This is a genomic window from Enterobacter cloacae complex sp. P12RS (genome assembly GCF_014895875.1).
Taxonomy (GTDB): Bacteria; Pseudomonadota; Gammaproteobacteria; order Enterobacterales; family Enterobacteriaceae; genus Enterobacter; species Enterobacter bugandensis.
Genome location: NZ_JADBQO010000041.1, coordinates 53,570 through 74,347 on the forward strand (window position 1 = coordinate 53,570; position 20,778 = coordinate 74,347).

A 20,778-nucleotide genomic window follows, 5' to 3' on the forward strand; every position below is an offset into this window, starting at 1 on the left:
TTCACGCGTCGCGCAGGTGTATGATAAACGCTCCTCTGTCAGGTTAATTACAACGTGCAGACGACGACAACCCATAAAAAATTGCCGCCTGCCTGTTTTAGGTTGGATACATGCGTAAAGGAAAGTTAAGCAGTGATGCGCCATTCGGGACATTGTTAGGTTATGCGCCGGGTGGCGTGGCGATTTACTCATCGAATTACGGCAGTCTGGATCCGCGAAAATACCCGGAAGACGCGGATTTCCGCAGCTATATCGGCAATGAATACATGGGCCACAAGTGGCAGTGCGTTGAGTTCGCCCGCCGTTTCCTGTTCCTCAACTATGGCTTCGTGTTTACCGATGTCGGCATGGCGTGGGAAATCTTCTCCCTGCGCTTTTTGCGCCAGGTGGTGAACGATAACATTCTGCCCCTTCAGGCTTTTGCCAACGGCTCGAAGCGCGCGCCGCGCGCCGGGGCGCTACTGATCTGGCAAAAAGGCGGCGAGTTTCACGAGACCGGCCACGTGGCGGTGATCACCCAGCTTCTCGACGATAAGGTGCGTATTGCGGAGCAGAACGTGATTCACTCGCCGCTGCCGCTCGGGCAGCAGTGGACGCGCGAGCTGCGCATGACCGTGGAGAATGGCTGCTATACCCTTCATGACACCTTCAGCGATACCGAAATTCTCGGCTGGATGATCCAGACGGACGACACGGAGCACAGCATTCCCCAGCCTGAACCGGACGGTGAACTGCTGAAAATCCGCGGTGCGCGGCTGAAAAACAAACGTCAGTTCGACGGAAAATGGCTGAACGAAAATGACGCGCTGCAGCAGGCATATATCCGCGCCAACGGCCATGTGATCAACAAAGATCCCTGCCAGTACTTCACCATTACCGAAAGCGCCGAGCAGGAGCTGATCAAGGCCACCAACGAACTGCACCTGATGTACCTGCACGCGACGGACAAGGTGCTGAAAGACGACAATCTGCTGGCGCTGTTCGACATCCCGAAAATCCTCTGGCCGCGCCTGCGCCTCTCCTGGCAATGGCGTCGCCACCATATGATCACCGGTCGTATGGATTTTTGCATGGATGAGCGCGGCATTAAGGTTTACGAATACAACGCCGATTCCGCGTCCTGCCACACTGAAGGCGGGCTAATTCTCGAAGAGTGGGTGAAAAACGGCTATCGCGGCAGCGGGCATAACCCGGCAGAAGGGCTGCTGGAAGAGCTGACCGGCGCATGGAAGCATAGCCACGCACGGCCGTTCGTCCACATCATGCAGGACAACGATGTCGAAGAGGACTATCACGCGCTCTTTATCCAGCGCTCGCTGATGCAGGCCGGGTTTGAAACCAAAATTCTGCACGGGCTTGGCGCCCTGAGCTGGGATGCTGCCGGGCAGCTGATTGACGACGAGGGTCGCCACGTCAACTGCGTGTGGAAAACCTGGGCGTGGGAGACGGCGATAGAGCAGATCCGCGAGGTCAGCGAAACCGAATACGCCGCCGTGCCGATCCGCACCGGGCATCCTGAGGGCGAAGTGCGCCTGATTGATGTTCTGCTGCGCCCGGAAGTGCTGGTCTTTGAACCGCTGTGGACCGTTATTCCCGGCAACAAGGCGATTCTTCCGGTACTGTGGCAGCTGTTCCCGAACCACCGTTACCTGCTCGACACCGATTTTGAGGTTAACGACCTGCTGAAGCAGACCGGATACGCCGTCAAGCCGATTGCCGGACGCTGCGGCAGCAATATCGATCTCATCAGCGCCCAGGACGAGCTGCTGGATAAATCCAGCGGCAAGTTTGTTGACCGCAAAAATATCTACCAGCAGCTCTGGTGCCTGCCAAACGTCGACGGCAAGTACATTCAGGTCTGTACCTTTACCGTGGGCGGAAATTACGGCGGGACCTGCCTGCGCGGTGATGACTCGCTGGTGGTGAAAAAAGAGAGCGATATCGAGCCGCTGATTGTACTGAAGGATAAGTAACGAGCATCTGCGCTAAAAAAGCCCCCGCAGGGTATTCTCTGTGGGGGCTTTTTGTTACTGCGCTTCCTCGTCCTGCTGCGCGCTGGTTTTCAATTCGATGATGCGACCAATCTGGTCATGATAAACCGTCAGCAGGTTGTGCTGGCTCATCTCCGAGATGAGCTGCGGTGAGACGTTAAAGCTGCGGGCAAGTTCGTCATGATGCAACAAGCCTGGCTGACGTCGTCTTACGTTCGCGCGGCGGCGGTTGTACTGATACCACAAAATCAGCAGCCAGCCGTTGAGTGCGGCGAACAGTAAATAGATCAACACCGTATTAAAGGAGGCAATAATCACGCTCCACCGGTGGTCGCTCTCCTCGGTTAACTGCATCCACAGCCTGGCATACAGGAAGAACAGAAACCCGCCCCACGCCACCACGGTTAACGCGGCATCAAAAAGTCGTGGCAGCAACCGATGTTCAGTCAAAATTAAGGTATTTTCGTTCATTGAAGGCTTCCTTTTCCCCGGTCCGGACTGATCCAGCGCGCGCGGGCGCGCTGACGTTTAAGCATGACTTTTGGAAATGCGACGAGGGTGGTGAACAGACCAATCATCCAGTAGACCATCGGGAACCAAATCACCCAGAAAAGCGAGCTGGCCACCTTGCGCTCATAGCGCCGCTCGATGTACAAGCTGACCAGGAACTGCAGCAGGCACATCACGCCCAGCAGCAGCCCGGTAAACGCCGGGGGAAACAGGGTTTCAATGGTCAGCCTGGCGGGAATGGGCGCGACGTGGCTGATGATGTACAGCAGCACCGTTATCGCATACGCGAAGGCCCACAGCGTTGACAGCGCGTACTCCAGAAACAGGGGCCACATGCGGTGATGCTCCCAGCGCACCATCTTGCGCAGGTTCACCAGAAATACCTCCGCGCCGCCCTGTGCCCAGCGCAGACGCTGCTTCCACAGGCCCTTCAGCGTCTCCGGCATCAGGATCCAGCACAGCGCCCGCGGCTCGAAAAAGATATCCCAGTGGCGCAGCTGGAGCTTCCAACTGATGTCGATGTCTTCGGTGATCATGTCCGGGCTCCAGTACCCGACGTCCGCCAGCGCCTGCCGACGAAAGGCGGCGATGACGCCGGAGACGGTAAAGACCCGTCCATAGATCCGCTGCGTCCGCTTGATGAGCCCAATGATGGACGAAAACTCGCCAACCTGAATGCGGCCAATCAGCGTGGAGCGCGTGCGAATGCGCGGGTTCCCGGTAACCGCCCCGACGTGGGGATACTGAATCAGCGGCGCGACCAGATAGGCCGCGGTGTCGCGGTCGAGCAGGGCGTCGCCGTCAATGCAGACCAGCAGATCGCCCCGAGCCGCCGCCGCCCCGGCTTTGAGCGCCACGGCTTTCCCCTGGTTCTCCGCGAGGTTAATCACCCGCAGGCGCGGCTGCTCCAGCGCCAGCTGCTGCAGCACCTGCGCGGTGTTATCAGACGAGCCGTCGTTGATGGCGATCACTTCAATATTCTCGTATCGCTGAGCCAGCGCGGCGCTGATGGTCTCTCTGGCGTTTCTTTCCTCATTGAAGCAGGGGATCAGAATTGAGATGAGCGGTTCGCCGGCGAGCGTCGGGGCGGGCGTGTCTTTATCCCACGACCAGCGGCGTTCAAGCTGAAACCAGAAATAGAGGCCGCCGGTGACCCAGAGCACGGACATAAACAGCGGCCAGAAGAAGACAAAATCCAGAATCAGCTCGCCGGTAAAGAGGGCGGCCACCCCTAACGGCAGCCCGAATACCAGACACAAAATTGAAAAGGCGATTATGCGATCAGTCATTGTCAGGGTACCAGTAGGAAGAAAAGACGGGCCTGATGCGCGAGATATCAGGCTGGTTATTGATGAAATCGTCAGGGTAGTAGCCGTAGTTTTTGATGCCGTTCAGCTGGAGGACGCGCATCCACGCCGCAAGCTGACTGTCGGAGACGGCGCGCTGCGGCTTCTGCTCCCAGTCTCTGGCCTGCAGCTCGAAAATGGTTTTATCCAGCGCGCCGGGCCGCGCGGCGACGGCCTTGATCAAACGCGTCAGCCAGGCATTGCTCTCGTTCGCCGGAACGGACTCCATCAGCGGCATTGCCATGGGCACCGTCCAGTCATAGGCCGCCAGAAAATCATCGAGATTCTGCGCAAACCACGCTTCGCTTTCGGGCTGCAGAATGGGAAGGACGAACATATTGCGCGCGGTTTTTATCTGCGGGCCGCGGATGTGCTTCACCGCCTGGCTCAGAGCGCGGGTAAATCCGATAAGCCTCCGGCTTTTCTGGCGCGTCGTGTCCTGCCCGGCAGCGTCAACGTCCGTCAGTACCGCATCGTCATGGAACAGGATCCCGTTGAAGCTGGCATGGCGGGCCAGATCTTCATAGATTTCCGTCACCTGCAGGCGAACCTGCGGGTCCCACGGTGAAAGCCTGATGTAGGGCTCATTGGCCTCGCGCAGCTGGCCGGTTCGATCGTCCCGGCGCTGCACGCGCGGCAGGGCAGGATCGAGATCGAACGAGAGCACCGGCATCCACGCGTAGACCTTCACCCCCGCGCGGGTTTGCAACTGCCAGGATACGAAGTTAAAGAGATCGGCCCGGACCGGAAGCCGGCGGTTGGGGAAATAGAGCGCCCTGATCCTGCCATCGCCCTGCGGGTCGGCAAACGCCTGCAGGAAGACGTGGCTGATTTTCATGTCGTAGACCCTCTGGATCAGCCTGTTGATGTTTTGGGTCTGCTGAGCCGGATCGGGATCGTAAACGTAGTCGAGATCGACGTGCATCACGCGCACGGGATCGTGCTCCTGAACCCGGCTGACCGAACTGGCAAACGCTTTGAGCGAGGGGTTGCCGGCGATCAGCAAACGGGGAATGCTACCGAGATTGCGCACGTCACCCAGCCCGTCCTCCAGAGTAAAGGCCAGCCGGTAGCCCTGCTGCCTGGCGATGGCGAGCGACGTACCGCTGGCGGCACCGTAAGGCCAGACCCAGGCGCGCGGCGCTTTGCCCGTCACCTGCGCGATTTTCTCCGTCACCTTGCGGACGTCATCGCCGATCCGCTGGCTGAACTGCTGGTCAGTTTCATAGCGCCCCGTCGCTTTATCATAAAAGCGGTTGGCGATGGCCGGTTCGCGGCTGCCCTGCGGGTTGGCGACGATGCCGTAATGCGAGGCCCAGGTATGCGATCCGATCTCAACCAGCGGAGACTGGCTGAGCTCGTGCACCATGTCCCAGGTCGCGAAGCGATCCCGGGGCGTCATCAGGCCGCCAAAGTTCACCTTCTGGTTTGCTGGCGTATCCACCCAACTGCCCACCGGCGCCCAGAGCGCAGGCACGTTCCAGGCCTTAAGCAGCGGCCAGACGCGGGTGTAGAAGCTGCTGTAGCCGTCGTCAAAGCTGAGCAGAACGGCTTTCGGCGGCAGCGATTTTTTGCCGTCATGCGCGTCCAGAATGTCCTGCACGCTGATGGCGTGATAGCCGTTGTGCAGAAGCCAGCTAATCTGCTCGTTTAGCGCGCTGGTGCGCACGGAGAGGTAGCGCTGATCGGCGGCATCGTCTTCGACGTCGTGGTAGGCCAGCACCAGAAACTGGTTCTGCGGCCAGGGTTTGCTCGCCTCCGGCTGCGGCCGCTCGCTGGGCGCAACGAACGAGATCGCCTGCGCCCAGACGCTCGCGCTGAGGCAGAGCCAGCCGATGAGGATCAGGCTCACGGAAAAACGTGTGTTCAGCATATTCATCCTTAAAAGCGTAAAGTCGCGTCAAGCGTGACGGAGAGGTTGCTCTCGCGTTTGCCGTCGTAAGGGCGTTTATCCCAGTTCAGCATCACGCCGGTATCAATGACGTTATTCCACTGGACGCGTTGCCCGTAGCCCAGCAGGGCGATGGCGCCAACGGACTGGTTTTTCTGCCAGTAGCTGCCGCCTCCCGCCACCAACTGCTGGCTCCAGAGGGTGCCGTAATGGCGGTACATCTCATGGTCCACGGACAGGGCGGCCGTCACGGACAGATCCCGCGCCGGGTTGTAATAGAGCGTGTCCCGCAGGCTGTTTTTACTGGCGGCGATCCCCGGTTCAAGATCCAGCGTCAGGGTCGGGGTCTGCCAGAGACGCTCCTTACCCGTAAGGGTGTATTCCTGTCGGCGATTATGGTCTGAGAAGCGGCTGACGGCGGCGCTGAACTGGTACTCACGGCGCTCGTTTTGATACCAGCGGATCCCGCCTTCACCCCGGTTGGCGCTAATCCCGTTGCGTAGTGCCCTTAGCGGCGCGGTGCGGGATAAGCGTTCAAGGCTGCCGCTGACCTGCCAGTTATCATTGAGAAAGTACGTGGTTGAGAGGCGAGCACCCGGCTTGTTTTCACCGTGATAGCGGTTGCTGGATACCTCGGCTTCGAGCTGAAGGTCGCGAGGACGCCACTCGACGCCGCCCAGGAGGTGACGGCTGGTGCCTTTGCCTTCATCGAAATTACCCTGCGCATAGCGGGTACCCGCAAACAGCCGCCAGCTATCCGCTACCGGTGGACCATAGAGCGTGGCATCCCCGTTCAGGTCGTGCGTCCCGCTGATGGGGTTATCGGAGTGCAAGCCCTTGCTCGCGTTAAGGCGCAGCTCGGACATGTGATGCACCGTTCTGAGCCTGTCCAGACGCCTGGCGCTGCGAGCAACGGGCGCGCGGGCAAGCACGTCGTCGGCCAGTAAATCCATCTGGCGCCACTCCTGCAGATCCATGGCGACGTAAGCCTGCTGCTGTTCCAGCTCCAGATTAGATGGCTCCAGCGCCTCCGCCCTTTTTAACGTTTGCTCGGCCGCGCGCGGCTGGCCCCGCGCCTGAAGCAGGGTGGCATAGTCAATCTGCAGCCCCTGATTGCCCGGCGCCGTTGTGGCCAGACGGTGCGCCAGCTTATCCGCATCCGGCAGGGCGTTAGTTGAGAGCAAATAGTTAAATTTGAGCGACTGCCCGGTAAGCCACCGATCGTTGGGCTGCGGAGTGGGCGAGCCGAAATCGTAGCGGGTCCACGGAACGCTGCGGGTCTGGCGCTCAACGTACTGGCGAGCGGCCTGATACTGCCCCGTGTCCAGCCAGGCGTAGAAAAGCGCATGCTCCTCGTCCTGCGGATCGGCGGCGTATTGCGGATAGCGTTGCAGCAGCGAGAAGGCGGCAGTGGCGTTTTTCTCTTGTAGATACGCGGAGATCGCCCAGCCGATCGCCCAGCCCGGCACCGGATGCTGCGCCTCCGTCAGCGCCTGATATTCACGGATGACCTGCGGGTAATCGCCATGCGCGTACAGCGCACCCAGCCTGTCGATACGGGCGAGGATGATGTCTTCCGCTGCCTGCGGTTCGTGTTGCCAGCGTGAGAGCAGGGCGTCGTAACGATTCAGTGCCGTTTGCGCCAGCTGCAGGCGCTCCTTTTCCGTTCTGCCAGGCACGTCGGCAAGGCGAACCCATTCTGCGGCGGCATTAAGCTCCAGACGGCGGCGCTGCGCGGGGGGCAGCGTTACCCTTTGTGACAGCATCAGCGCGGGAGTACTCACCCGGTTATCCGTTAGCGCGTCAGTCAGCTCGCTAAGGAGCGCGTTATTCTCCGGCGCGAGGGTCAGCGCGCGCGTGTCCGCTAAAAGCCGATCCCAGCTTTTTCCCTGGCGTAACCAGACGTACGAAAGCGTCTGAAGATGCGCCGGAGAGGGATCCTCCGTCACCAGCTGGCGGGCTTCCTGCAGAGCGAGCGTATCCATGCGGGCATCGGCCAGGGTTTTGATATAACCGATACGATAATCGTCATTATGTGGCGCAAGGCTACGCGCCTCATTCCACAGTGATAAGGCAGGCTGCCACGCTTTTTGATCTCTTCTGGCCTGCGCGACAGCCGCAACGCCGCGAGCGGGCAGCGGCATATAAATGCCATAGCGCTGCCAGAGCTGAATCACCTCGTCATTACGACCTGCCCACGCAGCCACCTGTAACCAGTCCGCCACTTGCTCGGGCGTCAGAGCATGCTGTTGCTGATACCGCTGAAGATAATTGAGAAACGGCGTGTAATTACCGTTACGTGCCTGTTGAATCTGTTGCTCATAAACGGATTCCGTTGCCTGAACGAGAACAGGAAACAGAAATAGCAGAAACAATAATCCTGGGGCGCGATAAAAGAATAACGTATTGAAGCGAAGCGATCTTTCCATATCTATTTGCCATTTGTTTATCATGAATCCATTGCATAACACGGCCGCCTTTTAACTCTGCGTTAAAGGCCATAAATGAGAACATTAAATCTGAATGCAGTAACGTTATGGGGTACTTACTTTAAGGTAATTATGGAACCTCCTCTTTGGGAACTGGGTGGAAGGTAATGTACACCTGATATGTTGCCGGATAAATATGGTGAAAAGCAGAGGGGTAGTTTTGGGATAATTCTGGAATGAGATGTCTTTTGTGATTATTTTGTATTGAATCTGTATTTGTAACTATTTGATATTGATGTATTTTATTTATGTCTTTTTGAGTTTGTTTATATTCCCGGCGAGGTTTTATTGTAGCAATTAAAGTACTTTCTGGTGCATGTTTGGGAAGTTTCATGACAAAAAGTCTTAATGTTCAGCGAAGTGACTTTTCTGCGATTGTTTTTTATTTATAATTAACGCCAGCCATTGAATGAAAGTCTACAGGAAGTCTTACTCATCAATGTCTGTATTGAGGGATGTTCAACGCCAGAATACATATTGTCGTTAATATTACAGCGCTATAAAACGAAGGCGGCCTTCTTTCTGAAGGTGCGTTCTTGCTTTAATCTAAAAGGGATGGTTAGTGGCAACTTCAATAGTGTTAGTGACCCAGGATCGCTATCTTGTCAGGGGGATGAGGCTATTTTTCCCGGATATTATCCTGCTCGACTCGATTGACAGAAACATATTTGATAACGGTGCAGATGAATATTCTGTGTTGATTGATAGCCGTTCTCCGCTCCGTTTATATGATTACCTGATACGCCATCCGGCCAGAACAAAAAAAACGATCTGCTGCGTTATGCTGGATATGCGACATCGCGAGGAGAATCTACTCAGTATGAAGTTGTTTATGAACACGTCGCTTACGGCGCCGGATATGGCATCGTTATTTAACCTGGTGCTCAATATGAAGGGCAGGCGTCTGACGACCAAGTGGCTGCTTAACTTACGGCTTGGCACGCACGAAGCGATCATGCTGCGGTTGTTGAGGGCAGGGATGTCGATGGAAGCGATTGCCGATGAGCTGAACACGTCGGTGAAGAGCCTCTATCGCAAACGGACGGCGCTGTCGGAACGCCTGGGGGCGGAGAACTTCAACGAGGCGTGTTTGTTTATCTTTAAAAACAAACTGCTGGATGCGGTTGGGAACGATCCCTGAATTCCTGAGAGCCTAAAAGCAAAAACCCGCCACAAGGGCGGGTTCTTTTACTGGAAATAATTCAGAACGACCAGCGCAGATTAGCGTTAACCGAGTTGACGCGGGTATCCGCACCATATTGCCCCTGATAACCCACATCCAGCGTCGCAGCACGCGACAGCTGTACGCTCACGCCGATATCACCCACCATCACGTCCTCATCCACGGCCTGCCCCTGAGTAATGAACGCGTCGCTGCCCGCAAACGCCATGCGCGAAGAGGTATTCTTATCGCCATAGGCGTGCTGCCAGCCCAACGAACCGTAGAGGTTCACGTTCTTTGGCAGCTCGGTCACACCGCGCACCCCGAGGGTGGAGTAAAAGGTATTCATCGTTTCGTTACGCACGCTCAGCGCGGCGGCACCGCCGTCTTCCCTGAAGCTGTCGGTATGCAGTCGAATGTACGATAAATTGACGAACGGCTCGATATTCATATCAGGCTGGCCGAAGCGGTAGCCCGCTTCGGTGAATGCCAGCAGCGAGTTGGCGTCGTAATCAGACTTCAGCCGATCCGAGAAGCCGCTGAAATCAACGCTGCGCTCGCCTTCGATCTTGTGCCAGGTGTAACCCAGCGCGCCGCGAAGGGAGAACGCATCCTGTTGACCCGCCGCATACAGGCCAAGGTGGTAGTTATCGGTATCCGTTGAGGAACGACGGCTGTCGACGTCGTAATCACCGCGGCTGTAGCCGAAGTAGCCACCGACACGCACGTTATGATCCGCCAGCTTGCGATCTGCCCCCAGCAGGAAGCCGGTGGTGTTGCCGTCCAGCTTGCCCACGTTACCGTCGCCGTCGTTTCGGCTCCAGGAGCTGAAGGTCTGGCCCCAGACGCCATTGTTTTGCGGCTCCGGCTGCTGCACCAGCGACATCGCTAATGGTGGTATCGGCAGGCTGTCGTTATCAAACGCGCGCTGCATACGCTGGTTTAAGACGTTAAACACCTGCGTGCTGCCGGCGATCAGGTTGGACTGCATTGACGGATAAACTTCACCGGACAGCTGGTTGAACGCCTCGCGCGCTTCCGGCGCGCTGAGTACCAGCAGCGAGTTATATAGCGCCAGCGACGGGCCGCTTTGCGTCAGGGTGGAGAGCGCGCCAGCGGTATTCCACTGGTTGCTACTTTTGGCGACGGTCTGGAAAATCCCCGGCTTGCCGCTGCCCGGATTCTCACCGCCAGGGTTTTCTCCCCCCGGGTTCTCACCGCCAGGGTTTCCTCCTCCTGGGTTTCCTCCTCCTGGATTTTCACCTCCCGGGTTTTCGCCTCCAGGATTCTCGCCGCCGGTCTCTTTCTGCGCGATAGTCAGATCGACGGCGTTGGTGCTCTGGTTGAGCGCCACGTCCAGGAAGGCGGATTTAGACACCGCCCCCGCGAACTGACCGTCAATTCCCCCGTCGGAGGTTAAAATGCGGTAGCTTTGGCCCATTTTGTAGCTGGTTTGCGGATCCAGCGCGGTGACCTGTACCTGAGCCCGGTCGCTGATGGTCGTTTTGCCTGCGACCAGCAGCTGGTCGCTGCGGCCATCACCGGCAATATCGACATCATAGAAAGAGTCACCCACAAAATTCAGATAACGTTTCAGCGTCAGCGTGCCGATATCACCATCCCCTGGCGAGATATGCCCGCCGGAAAGGATCTCGGTCTGACCCAGCGTGCCGTTCCCTCCCAGCGTTCCGCCGGCCTTGATTGAGGCGGCGCTGCTGTAGCCCAGCCCGTCGCTAACGTCGGATCCCGCCGTCGCGTTGAGGATCAGCGTCCCGCCGTTCTCGGCGCTAAGAGTCTGAATATCAAAAATATCGTCTTCTGGCTGGGTGTTGATGTTGCTGGCGATAATGACTTTGCCACCGCGCGCGGTCACGTTCGCCTGAAGGGCTGAAAGATCGCCATTCAGCGTTGTCTGCCCGGAAGTATTGATCACCTCACCTTCGCCGCTCATCTTGTTGCTGAAGACGTAATTTTCGTCGGTATGGTTGAAGTAGACATAGCTGCCGAACAGCCCGCCGCGCAGGCTGATTGCCGTATTCGCATCGAGAGTACCCGCGCCGCCCGCTGTGCCAAGCGTTGGCTCAGTTAAACCCGTTCCGGTGTCCATATTGCCGCGGCTGCCGACAATGAGCGCACCCCGGTTCGAGCCGGAACCCGAGGTCCCCACGATCAGCGTATTGCTGCCAGCGGAAAATGAACCGCCGTCAATCACCGACAGCACGCCATTGCCATAATCGCCCACGCTCACGCTGCTGCCGCTGGTAAAGCGCGAGTCTTTGCCCGCAATAACCAGCTCGGCGGTTTTACCTGCCCCGGAGACGCCCGCCACCTGCACGCCGCCAACGTTAACCGCACCGCCGTTCAGCACGTCCAGGTCGCCATAAAGCGTCAACGTACGGCCAACGTTCCACTGTGAGCCGCTCCCCGTGACGGTGGCTTTCGGGCTTAGCGTGTCGGTTTCACCCGGCCCGGTACCGTTGCCGATGCGCGCATCGTAGGCGGTGCTGAGCGCCGCGCCGTCTTCAATCGCCAGCGTGGAGCGTGCCCCCAGATCGGTACCTACGCTGAGAAAATTACTGGTCACGCGAGAGCCGGCGCCAGTGGCGATAAGGTGGCTGTCGTAGCCGCGGGTGGTGCCGACAACGATTTCTTTTGCGCTGGCCAGCGCGCCTTCTTCGACTCGCAGGGTGCCGAGGCCAAGATTGAGGTCGCCGCGCAGGACGTACTGATCGTTCACTGCGTTAAGCTCAGCGTTTGGCCCACGGACCGTGACCACGCTTTCATAAATTTGGCCGTCGAACAGCCGACCGATGTTGATGTTATAGGCGGTGATTTTGCCATTATCGATCAGCAGGTTTCCGGGTTGATTACGTCCAACGTAAACATCTCCGGTGTAACCCAGCGTTTCGGTTATACGCGCCTCGCCATCAAAAATGGCATCGGCTGCACGCGCGAAATCGGCAGGTGAAAGCAGTAACAGCGGCGCGGAAAATAGAGCGAGGTAAAGTCTGGAAAGCGGCGTCTTAACCGCTAAAGCATGCGATGTAGAGTTATTCACGGGCTATCTCCGTACTCATTAGCGTGATGTCTGGAAAATCGTTTTTATGAAAACTCAGATACGTCAGAAAATATAAAAGGCGTTATTTATGTACGCCTTTTCATTTGCCGTTAATTATTTATGCGTGACAACAGGGGTACAGGTTGGTGCGCTGAGCGTCGGGGCGGATCCTAAAATCCCCGGCATCATCATTGATGAACAATCGAAAATACGCCCTTTTTCCGTCGTAGCGCGATAAGACAGTTTTTGCCCTCCCAGTGCGTCCGGCTGGGCGCCATTAACATTGGTCACGGTTATTTCATCCGATGAGCCCAGCCCCAGCATTTTAGCGGTCTCCGCCTGCAGGAGTGGAATAGCCTGATCGGTTTTTAGCGTGGAACAACCGGCGAGCATCAACGTAACGCTTAAAAAGATGAGTGGTTTTTTCATAAATTATCCTTGATATCCAATCAGTTAATTTCACTGATTGTATTTATGTTTTCAATTACCCAAATCAGCGAATAATATATTTCCCTTTCCTAATCGAAAAAACCCTCCTAAAGTAGGGTGGGTAGATAATAATTCATCTGTACACTCAGATATGCGAAGGTAAAAGGAGGATCCTTTGGGGCAGAATTATGCGTTGGTCGTTGATGACCATCCATTGGTAGCAAGCGGCATCGCTAATTTTCTGATTTCACATTGCCAGTTTAAGCAGGCGAGCGTGGTGACGAATGAGGAAGATTGCTACCGTCAAATTAGGGATAATGGCCCGCCGCGTTTGCTGGTCATCGATTTTTGGCTTTCGTCCGGCACGGCACTGAAATTACTCAAAGAAGTAAAACAACATTACCCACAGGTACGGTTCCTGGTGGTCAGCGGGGACGACAATAATGACATCTGGCAGAAAGTTCACGCCGCCGGGGGACACGGTTTTGTATTGAAAAGCGAACCGCCTGAAATGTTCTCACGGGCCGTTTGTGCACTCCTTGATAATCTGACCTGGTTTCCTGAGAGAAACGATTTTCCCGTTGAATCGAATAATGAGAAGTTAAGTAAATTTAACTTAACGCCGCGACAAATAGACGTTTTAAATATGATTATGCGCGGCCTGCCAAATAAACGAATCGCCGCGCAGCTTTCAATTTCTGAGCCCACGGTCAAAGAACACATCAGCAATATATTGAAAAAGATAGGCGTTAACAGCCGGGTCGAAGCCATCACGCTTCTGCATGGCAAGCGGGAATCATCAGAATGAGGTTTTTCCAGAGTTTACAGAAGGATGGTATCTCATCTCCCGCGCAGATCCGTTTGCTAAACAACACTTTTTTGCGGCTGGTGTTCAGCTTTAGCGCGGTGCCATTTGTCGGTATTCCTTTTGCCATCTGGATCTATTTGCTGGGCGATGAACTTGGCCCAACCATTATCTGGATAATTATTTACCTGCTATGTGCCGTGGCAATCCGAATATTGCACCGACGCTACCAGCGCGAAGTGAAAGAGCATGATGAAGAGGACGTCCTGCGCCGCTGGCTTCCGCGCATAAATAAGATCGCTTTTATTCACGGGCTGGGGATTTCATCTCTCTATTTAATTACTCCGCAGACGCAGAACTTTGACTTTTTCCTGCTCCTTAATATCAGTATTGCCGCCATCGTCGCCGCCAATGCGACGCATCTGACGCCGGTCATCAGCACCTTTACGTGTTTTTTCTTCGCCTCCTGGGGAGTATTGAATATCGGCATCATCTGGCGGCTGGACGAGCTGATATTCATTGTGCTGATGCTGAACCTGCTGTACGGCTTCGCCATTTACCGCCATGCGTTAACGTCGCACGCGTACTTTATTCAGCAAGCGCTGCTTGAGGAAAAAAGCTCACGCCTGGCAGAACAGTTTCGCCAGGCCAAAGAGGAAGCGGAGCAGGCGCTGCTGGATAAAAATCAGTTCCTGACGACAGCCAGCCACGACCTGCGTCAGCCGGTACACGCCATGGGCTTTCTGATTGAAGCGATTATCCACCGAAACCGGGACGACAGCCTGACGCCCCAGCTGCTTGACCTGCAGCAGAGCGTTCGCTCGGTGCATTTGATGTTCAATTCTCTGCTCGACCTCAGCAAGATTGAATCCGGAAAAGTGCTCACTGCCCCTACCAAAGTGGATATCGGCGCTCTGCTCGACTCGGTGATCACGCTGTTTCGCGAAGAGGCTAATAGCCGTGCACTTAGGCTGTCCACCCGTCGACCCAAACGCCGCATCCACGTGATGGGCGACCCGCTGCTGGTGCGACAATCGCTGATTAACCTGATTCAAAACGCCCTTCGCTACACGCAGCAGGGCGGCGTGCTGGTTGCCATCCGACCGCGCGGTGACGAGTGCCTGGTGGAGGTGTGGGACACGGGTGTCGGTATCGCTGATGACGAGAAAGGTAAAATCTTTTCCCCTTACTACCGCCCCGAACTGGCCTGGAAGATCGACAGCGCCGGACACGGGCTGGGCCTCGCCGTGGTTGCCCGCTGTGCCAGGCTGATGAAGGTGAAGTACGGGATGCAATCCATAGAAGGTAAAGGCTCACGCTTCTGGATGCGCTTCACTCAATATGCTGGCGAAGAGATCGCGACGGACATCCCGCCCGCCGATAACAACGCCTCTGCGCCGGTACGCTATGCGCCGCTGCGCGGTTCTTGCCTGGTCGTCGATGACGACCCGCTGGTGACGTCAGCCTGGGAGAGCCTGATGAGCGTTTGGGGAATCAACGTGCGCTGCGCGGCCTCCGCTGAAGAAGCGTTCGCCATCATCGACGACGGCTTCACCCCGTTCGCCGTGCTGTGCGACCAGCGCCTGCGATCCGGCGAAAGCGGCTTCGACATCCTGAAAGCGCTTTTTGAACGTCTGCCGGACATGAGCGGCGCGATGGTCAGCGGCGAGTTTAATTCGCCTGTTCTGCTGGAGGCGGAGCAGGAAGGGTATCTGGTGCTGCGCAAACCTCTGGAGCCGGCTAAACTGCATGCGCTGCTGACGCAGTGGTCAGGATGTCGTGGATAGGGGAATAGATAATAGCAGCATTGCGCTTCACTGTAGGGCCTAATTAATGATTTCATCGTGCATGATTCAGCCTCCTGTGGTGATCTGCATGTTGCTTCTACCGGGCAGGGCGGGAGATGTTGGAAACGGCCCCGAAGGAGTCATTAGAGTTGCTACCAGCGAAGTTCCGCAGTGGGCAATAATGTCAGTTTTCGAGCGTATACTCTAAGATATCTTCAACTCGTTGATATATATAAATTTGACGAATATCGTCAGGTAGCGATTTATCCGCCAAATTAAGTTAAACTTCGTCACAGGTTTCAGTGAGTTATGGGACGGATAACAGAATGACCAGCGAAGAGGCACTTTTAAAATCAGGTTTTAGCAAACGAGATCTTCAAAAGCTAAAAAACAATATTGAAAATTACGGTGGTTCGTTTGATAGCGTAACTCATGATCTGGCCAATCGTTTTAAGGCTATGAAGTGGATAACTATTATTGCCTTCATCATACTGGCTTTAACTCTTTTACTTGCATCCAAGGATACAAGCCTGACACTTGCACTCACGTTATTGATTGTACTACCTTTCATCTGGTATATAACGCCAGCAAAACTTGGCTACAAATCCTGGCGTTATCGTAAAATGCTGACTAATTCTGGGACGGGTCGCTGACGGACAACAGATCAAAAATAATCTTAGCTTTCACGCCATAACCCGCTATTTTCATTGTAAGCTGCGGGCGGCTCAGTGTGCTCACCTTTCGGTAATAGTCAGCAGGGAGATAACGAAACAGTCGCCAGGTACCAGGTCGCCGTAACAAGCCAAAAATGGTGTACGCATTAGCGGCCAGTGAAATTGATTTGTAGACACCTAACCCATTCTCACGACTAAAGCCCATAAACTCAGCTGTAGACATCGCGGCATTCGCGACCAGCCCTTCACTGGTAGTGTTGTTAGTTGCGTAGCGAGCCACTTCTTTACTGATGCTGTTTGCCCCGTCAGTAACCAGAATCGCACCAGCAAGAACCCCGAGAGGGGTCATAGTGCCTATGAGGGTAAATCCTGCGGCTATTTCAGCACCGGCCAGGACAACACTAACAGCCGAGATCACATACCCAACAATTTTGTTATTCTCTCGGATAAACTCGACTTTAGCGTAAAGCTTCGCTGCCTTCGTTCTTAATAAACGCGCTTGTTCCAGCAGGTTACTGTTTTCTTCTCTGAGAATTTTAACGCATTCCATGCATTCTTCATCTGATTTAGCCCGACGAGCTAACGTAAACTGATGTTCTATGAGGTCCCGAATTTCCTGAACAAACTTCATTCGAGTCAAACTATCGCTAAGATGAAAAGCCGACAGAGTGTTGGCTGTATTTACCAGTTTCCTGGCTTCCATATTCACCATCGTTTCCGCCCAGGCTTTATTTCTTCCACCTGAGCGCATCATGTTAAGTAATGCTGCATCCATTGTAGTTCCTCTCAATTGCTTTACCGGCCTCTGCTTAGACTGATAAATGCCCCCCTGACAGCCATGCGTGCCAACGCACACACAATATAGTAGCAATGTGGTTACGGTGTCTGAAGTAGAAGCCGCTTTTTACAGCTTCGTTCCTCGGCCTACTTTGTCGCCGGTGCTCACATATGTTGTGCCATTGCTGCTCCAGTGAATAGCTGCCCTACATATCTGAAAGTAATCGTTGCACTTTTGATAAAGCCGGATGTCGGGGATAGTCCCTATACTGTTGAGTAATTTACTCGTTTCGCTGAGTGGTTGGCGGGGTCAGTCCATGTTGAGTGCAGGGATGTCAATGGAGGAGGTGGCAGACGAGCTGAATACGTCGGTGAAAAGTCTCTACCGCAAACGGACGGCGCTCTCGGAACGGCTGAGGGCGGAGAACTTCAACGAGGCGTGTTTGTTTATCTTCAAAAACAAATTGCTGGGCGCAGGTGGGAACGATCCCTAGGTTGGGGAGAGACCAAAAACATAATTGCGGGCGGTATTCTGAATTTTAAGAAAGCTGGATGGTGCAAGCATCCTTGCTTTTGCTTTGGATTTAATCTGGCTCAAAACGACACAAGGGACGTTGTCATGGACACGGTTGAAGAGTCTGGTTGGACAATTTTCTGATGCTACATGATGTAGCAAGAATTATTAGATTACATCACTGAGAATTACAGTGACCGTAAATCTCCGGCAAGGAAAGAATGGACCTTTCAGGAGCTTTTTAATCTCGTACCTGAAGATCTTGAGGAGATGTTGCTTGATCTTTTCACCCGGTATGGAATCGAGTACAGCAACTTTGTGATGGACCATTATTTTGAACCGGAGCTGTTTTGGTTTCAGTTTCGGCTCAGAAAAAAATTCCGCGATCGGCAGTACAAACCGCTAACGCTTTAGATGATTATTGAGTCGGCAAAAGCCGGACGCTGGCTGTATGACAAAGGGGCTGGAAGCCCCTTATGATATTGACGCTCGTGCCATGCATCGCTAAAGATGATGTTCCCATCGTTATGCTTCCAAGAGATTTTCTCGTACCTGAGTTCGACGGTTTCCATATGGTTTTCGTTAGGGTTATCGCCAGTAGCCATTGCAAGGGAAATTGATACTATCCGGACGTGCCTCGAGCAACATGTTGAAGTACTCTTCTTCCTGACCAGAGTAGTTGATCCGGTACCACTTTATTTCTGCAGAAACCAACTCTGACCAGTCGCAACGGCTTTATAGAGGTATGGGCTTGAACAATCGAATTCCTTAATCATCAACATAGGCGAGTGCAGTCTCGTACCGGTTACTTTACCGGTTGCGGTATCCGTTGGGATCATAAGGTTATGGTAAAAGCCTTTTACTTCAAAAAGGACCAATGGGCTAAGATAATGCCCATTGGTGAGGTGTAATACAAAACCGAAAACGTAAGTTATAACTCTGTTTTATTTTGCATTCCATACCAAAGTACAGCGGGTACAGGAGTTCTAAAATGTCGACAGGCAATCAAATCGAGAATAATCAAACCTGCCTGTATCGCACTTGACTCTTTGAAAATATTATATCTTTCGTTTTCTCGCAGTTCATCCATTCTCTTCTTGTAATCATTCATATTATCCGGAAAAAATATTGGTGCCTCTGTCTCACCAGTGAAGGATTGTGCCGGATGAAAGTAAAGGTGACTATAAAGGTCATTTGTTGGATGCCAGAGCTGAGAGCATATATTTTTGTATGATTCTTTTATACCAGTTAATAATGCAAGATATCCTTCTTCTTTTTCCAGTATCACACACCACCCCATTAAAGTGGGGATAATCCAAGACATGTTTGTTGTTTTTTCTTTTAAATATGCATCATCGCTATTGCATTCCATACTAATAAGATCGTCAATAGAGTCCGTTGATATCGGATGTTCTCGTCCAATCCGCAGAACGTAGTCCAACCTCGAAATTAATTCTCTATGCCATTTTTCGACAGCGTCCTTCCTCCCCATCAGCGAAAGAAATATTAATCCGAGAGTAATTTCTATGACATTTTCATCAAGCCGTGGCGAACCAGATGCGGGATTGTTTATGATTAATGCACACAAGCTATCGGCAACGACATTGGCATTATGAGTATGGAAAGTCCTTCCATTACAATCGTTCCTAAGTGCGAGAAAGAAATTATTTAATCCGAGAGTTGCAAGTATACCAATATGTTCAAAAACAGTTATATTGACCAACGAACTTTCAGTTGAATATAAAGAAAGAAGATATTTTTCATGGAAATATGGCTGAACTTTGGAGAAATATTCATCTGAAATGTTAATATAACCTTGCCATATAACTTCAAACGCAGGGAAGTATTTTTCTGGATCTTTTTCAAGATTGATACGATGCCATACCCATAGTAGGCATCGTTCGGATACAAACAAGGCTTGTTTCGTGTTGCCATCCTGTATCGCCCAGTAAGCTAAAATATTAGCTGCGAGATAGCAGGTGCGGATAGACTTTTCCAGTTCTGCTTTCTTCATTTCTTTAACTTTTTTCCCTTGATTATCAAGCATCAGGATTCGTAGTAGTAATCGATGATAATCAACTCGAGAATAATCATTTTCACTAATCAATGATAGAGACTTTCTTAAATCGGTTCTGTCAATATCATTAAATATATGCTCATTTAACATGTATTTTTCAATAAAAGTGGAAAGCTTATCTGCTCCCCAGAAATCAAACTCATGGGATTTATGAACATCAAGATATCCGGCCCAATTTTGATTTATCTCTTCTTTCATATCACCACTAGTGGATAATATTATTTTCTTGGGCAATTTTTTGTGTTTTGGTTGTAAATGATGTCTAAGGTAAACATCAAAGACTTCATTTAAACTCTGTCGTATGGACTGTGGCCCGGAATCCCATTCAGCTCTACCAAGATCTTTTTGCTTTATTACAAATATAAATAGTTTTTTTTCTCCATCATCAGGGTCTTTACCTGTTGCAGCAATGTCAACACCATATTGTCTTGTCCCTGTTTGTGTAGTAAATAGAGGGACGATATTCATTGATAATAATAAATTTGGCAACAACCTGTCGAGTTCATTTCTCTCTTTCAATGTTCGAATATATTGAGAAATTAGTACTTTCATATTGTATCCTTTTTTGCTGTCTTGAGCATTATCGTACGTAATTCATAGCCAACATTGTCCATGACATACCTTCTCGGAAGAGAATAGCTACTCGAAAAAGGGTACAGATATGATGGTTCACTGTAGCCCGAACCAAAGTTATCATTGTAATAAAAAGAAGCTATTCCTGCTTTTAGTTGTATGCGAGTAGCTATTTTAAATACAAGCGAATCTTCATTTAAAGCTTCTTGTGTTTTGGCCATAACTTTGTTCCGTTCTTTTTGAAAGGAAAGTACATATGCTGAAGGTGGTTCGAATTCTTTTATTCTTGGATGTGTTTTTAGTGAGTTGAGATAGTCTTCCGTACGAACAAGTATCTCATTATATATTTTTAACGTGCGATTTCTTTTGTTTCTGATTTTATTTTTGCATTCTCTTATTACTTCAATGACATAGTTTGGATAGTCTAAGGCTATTTCATTTGATATGACAGATAATACAATTTTATCTGTTCTCTTATTTGCGGCGTCAATATTCAGTAATGATAGTATGGAAGACATCAAATGTTTCTCATTAGTAATATAACCTAGAGTTCTGTGCACCAAAAAAATTAAATCTCTTTCGGTAAAATTATTAATAATGGGAAGGCTATAACTTAATGAATTACTACTATTATTAACCATTAAATGTTTGGATAGTACTTGTGAAAACTCAGTGATTTTTGGATTGTCATCGAT

14 protein-coding genes and 4 pseudogenes are annotated in these 20,778 nt (G+C 52.5%); 7 read left to right on the forward strand and 11 right to left on the reverse strand.

All coding sequences use genetic code 11. The features are described 5' to 3' along the window. Window positions 1-110: 110 nt before the first annotated feature. Window positions 111-1,973: a bifunctional glutathionylspermidine amidase/synthase gene (gene gss / locus IM284_RS19620; protein WP_047367403.1), complete on the forward strand. Its 1,863-nt coding sequence runs from the start codon at window positions 111-113 to the stop codon at window positions 1,971-1,973. A gap of 54 nt (window positions 1,974-2,027) precedes the next feature. On the opposite strand, the gene pgaD is transcribed toward gss, so the two are convergent. From pgaD to IM284_RS19645, 5 genes are all read right to left on the reverse strand, one after another. After that, window positions 2,028-2,462, reverse strand: coding sequence for a poly-beta-1,6-N-acetyl-D-glucosamine biosynthesis protein PgaD (pgaD, locus tag IM284_RS19625; protein ID WP_045260787.1), 435 nt, complete (start codon window positions 2,460-2,462; stop codon window positions 2,028-2,030). Next, entirely contained in the window at window positions 2,459-3,790 is a 1,332-nt protein-coding gene (gene pgaC / locus IM284_RS19630; RefSeq protein WP_047367404.1) for a poly-beta-1,6-N-acetyl-D-glucosamine synthase, read from the reverse strand. Before pgaC ends, pgaD begins: the two co-directional genes overlap by 4 nt. After that, window positions 3,783-5,720 carry a poly-beta-1,6-N-acetyl-D-glucosamine N-deacetylase PgaB gene (gene pgaB / locus IM284_RS19635; protein ID WP_047367405.1) on the reverse strand — a complete coding sequence of 646 codons (1,938 nt, stop codon included), beginning with the start codon at window positions 5,718-5,720 and terminating at the stop codon, window positions 3,783-3,785. Before pgaB ends, pgaC begins: the two co-directional genes overlap by 8 nt. Window positions 5,721-5,728: 8 nt before the next feature. Beyond that, the gene (gene pgaA / locus IM284_RS19640) at window positions 5,729-8,167 is read right to left on the reverse strand and encodes a poly-beta-1,6 N-acetyl-D-glucosamine export porin PgaA (RefSeq protein ID WP_047367406.1); all 2,439 of its coding nucleotides are present in this window, start codon (window positions 8,165-8,167) and stop codon (window positions 5,729-5,731) included. A 130-nt stretch (window positions 8,168-8,297) separates the two neighbouring features. Beyond that, entirely contained in the window at window positions 8,298-8,561 is a 264-nt protein-coding gene (locus IM284_RS19645) for a hypothetical protein (RefSeq protein ID WP_131701651.1), read from the reverse strand. Between the two features lie 279 nt (window positions 8,562-8,840). Between IM284_RS19645 and IM284_RS19650 the strand changes: the two genes are divergently transcribed. Then, window positions 8,841-9,368, forward strand: a complete 528-nt coding sequence (locus IM284_RS19650; RefSeq protein ID WP_045260784.1) for a helix-turn-helix domain-containing protein — start codon at window positions 8,841-8,843, stop codon at window positions 9,366-9,368. A 61-nt stretch (window positions 9,369-9,429) separates the two neighbouring features. Here IM284_RS19650 and IM284_RS19655 read toward each other — a convergent pair whose 3' ends face one another. Continuing rightward, window positions 9,430-12,447 carry an autotransporter domain-containing protein gene (locus IM284_RS19655; protein WP_047367407.1) on the reverse strand — a complete coding sequence of 1,006 codons (3,018 nt, stop codon included), beginning with the start codon at window positions 12,445-12,447 and terminating at the stop codon, window positions 9,430-9,432. A 114-nt stretch (window positions 12,448-12,561) separates the two neighbouring features. Beyond that, window positions 12,562-12,876 carry a lipoprotein gene (locus tag IM284_RS19660; protein ID WP_028014394.1) on the reverse strand — a complete coding sequence of 105 codons (315 nt, stop codon included), beginning with the start codon at window positions 12,874-12,876 and terminating at the stop codon, window positions 12,562-12,564. Window positions 12,877-13,051: 175 nt separating this feature from the next. On the opposite strand from IM284_RS19660, the gene IM284_RS19665 reads away from it, so the two are divergent. The 3 genes from IM284_RS19665 to IM284_RS19675 all read left to right on the forward strand — a co-directional run bounded on the left by IM284_RS19665 (window position 13,052) and on the right by IM284_RS19675 (window position 16,121). Beyond that, window positions 13,052-13,684, forward strand: a complete 633-nt coding sequence (locus IM284_RS19665; protein WP_028014393.1) for a response regulator transcription factor — start codon at window positions 13,052-13,054, stop codon at window positions 13,682-13,684. Further along, window positions 13,681-15,468 carry a hybrid sensor histidine kinase/response regulator gene (locus IM284_RS19670; protein ID WP_047367408.1) on the forward strand — a complete coding sequence of 596 codons (1,788 nt, stop codon included), beginning with the start codon at window positions 13,681-13,683 and terminating at the stop codon, window positions 15,466-15,468. The genes IM284_RS19665 and IM284_RS19670 overlap by 4 nt, the downstream gene beginning before the upstream one ends. A gap of 326 nt (window positions 15,469-15,794) precedes the next feature. Then, window positions 15,795-16,121, forward strand: coding sequence for a hypothetical protein (locus tag IM284_RS19675; protein WP_023298582.1), 327 nt, complete (start codon window positions 15,795-15,797; stop codon window positions 16,119-16,121). Here the strand turns inward: IM284_RS19675 and IM284_RS19680 are convergent. Continuing rightward, the gene (locus IM284_RS19680; protein ID WP_047364562.1) at window positions 16,099-16,917 is read right to left on the reverse strand and encodes a DUF4225 domain-containing protein; all 819 of its coding nucleotides are present in this window, start codon (window positions 16,915-16,917) and stop codon (window positions 16,099-16,101) included. The genes IM284_RS19675 and IM284_RS19680 overlap by 23 nt on opposite strands. Window positions 16,918-17,236: 319 nt before the next feature. Between IM284_RS19680 and IM284_RS19685 the strand changes: the two are divergent. Both IM284_RS19685 and IM284_RS19690 read left to right on the forward strand, forming a co-directional pair. Beyond that, window positions 17,237-17,413: pseudogene (locus tag IM284_RS19685) on the forward strand (LuxR family transcriptional regulator); the annotation flags it as partial. A 194-nt stretch (window positions 17,414-17,607) separates the two neighbouring features. Continuing rightward, window positions 17,608-17,913 (forward strand): annotated as a pseudogene (locus tag IM284_RS19690) (DUF1493 family protein); the annotation flags it as partial. Window positions 17,914-17,915: 2 nt separating this feature from the next. Here the strand turns inward: IM284_RS19690 and tssD are convergent. The 3 genes and pseudogenes from tssD to IM284_RS19710 form a co-directional block, all read right to left on the reverse strand. Beyond that, a pseudogene (gene tssD, locus IM284_RS19700) lies at window positions 17,916-18,299 on the reverse strand (type VI secretion system tube protein TssD); the annotation flags it as partial. Window positions 18,300-18,364: 65 nt separating this feature from the next. Further along, complete coding sequence (locus tag IM284_RS19705; protein WP_193055870.1) at window positions 18,365-20,062, reverse strand: hypothetical protein; 1,698 nt, start codon at window positions 20,060-20,062, stop codon at window positions 18,365-18,367. Then, window positions 20,059-20,778: pseudogene (locus tag IM284_RS19710) on the reverse strand (hypothetical protein); the annotation flags it as partial. The gene IM284_RS19705 and the pseudogene IM284_RS19710, both read right to left, overlap by 4 nt.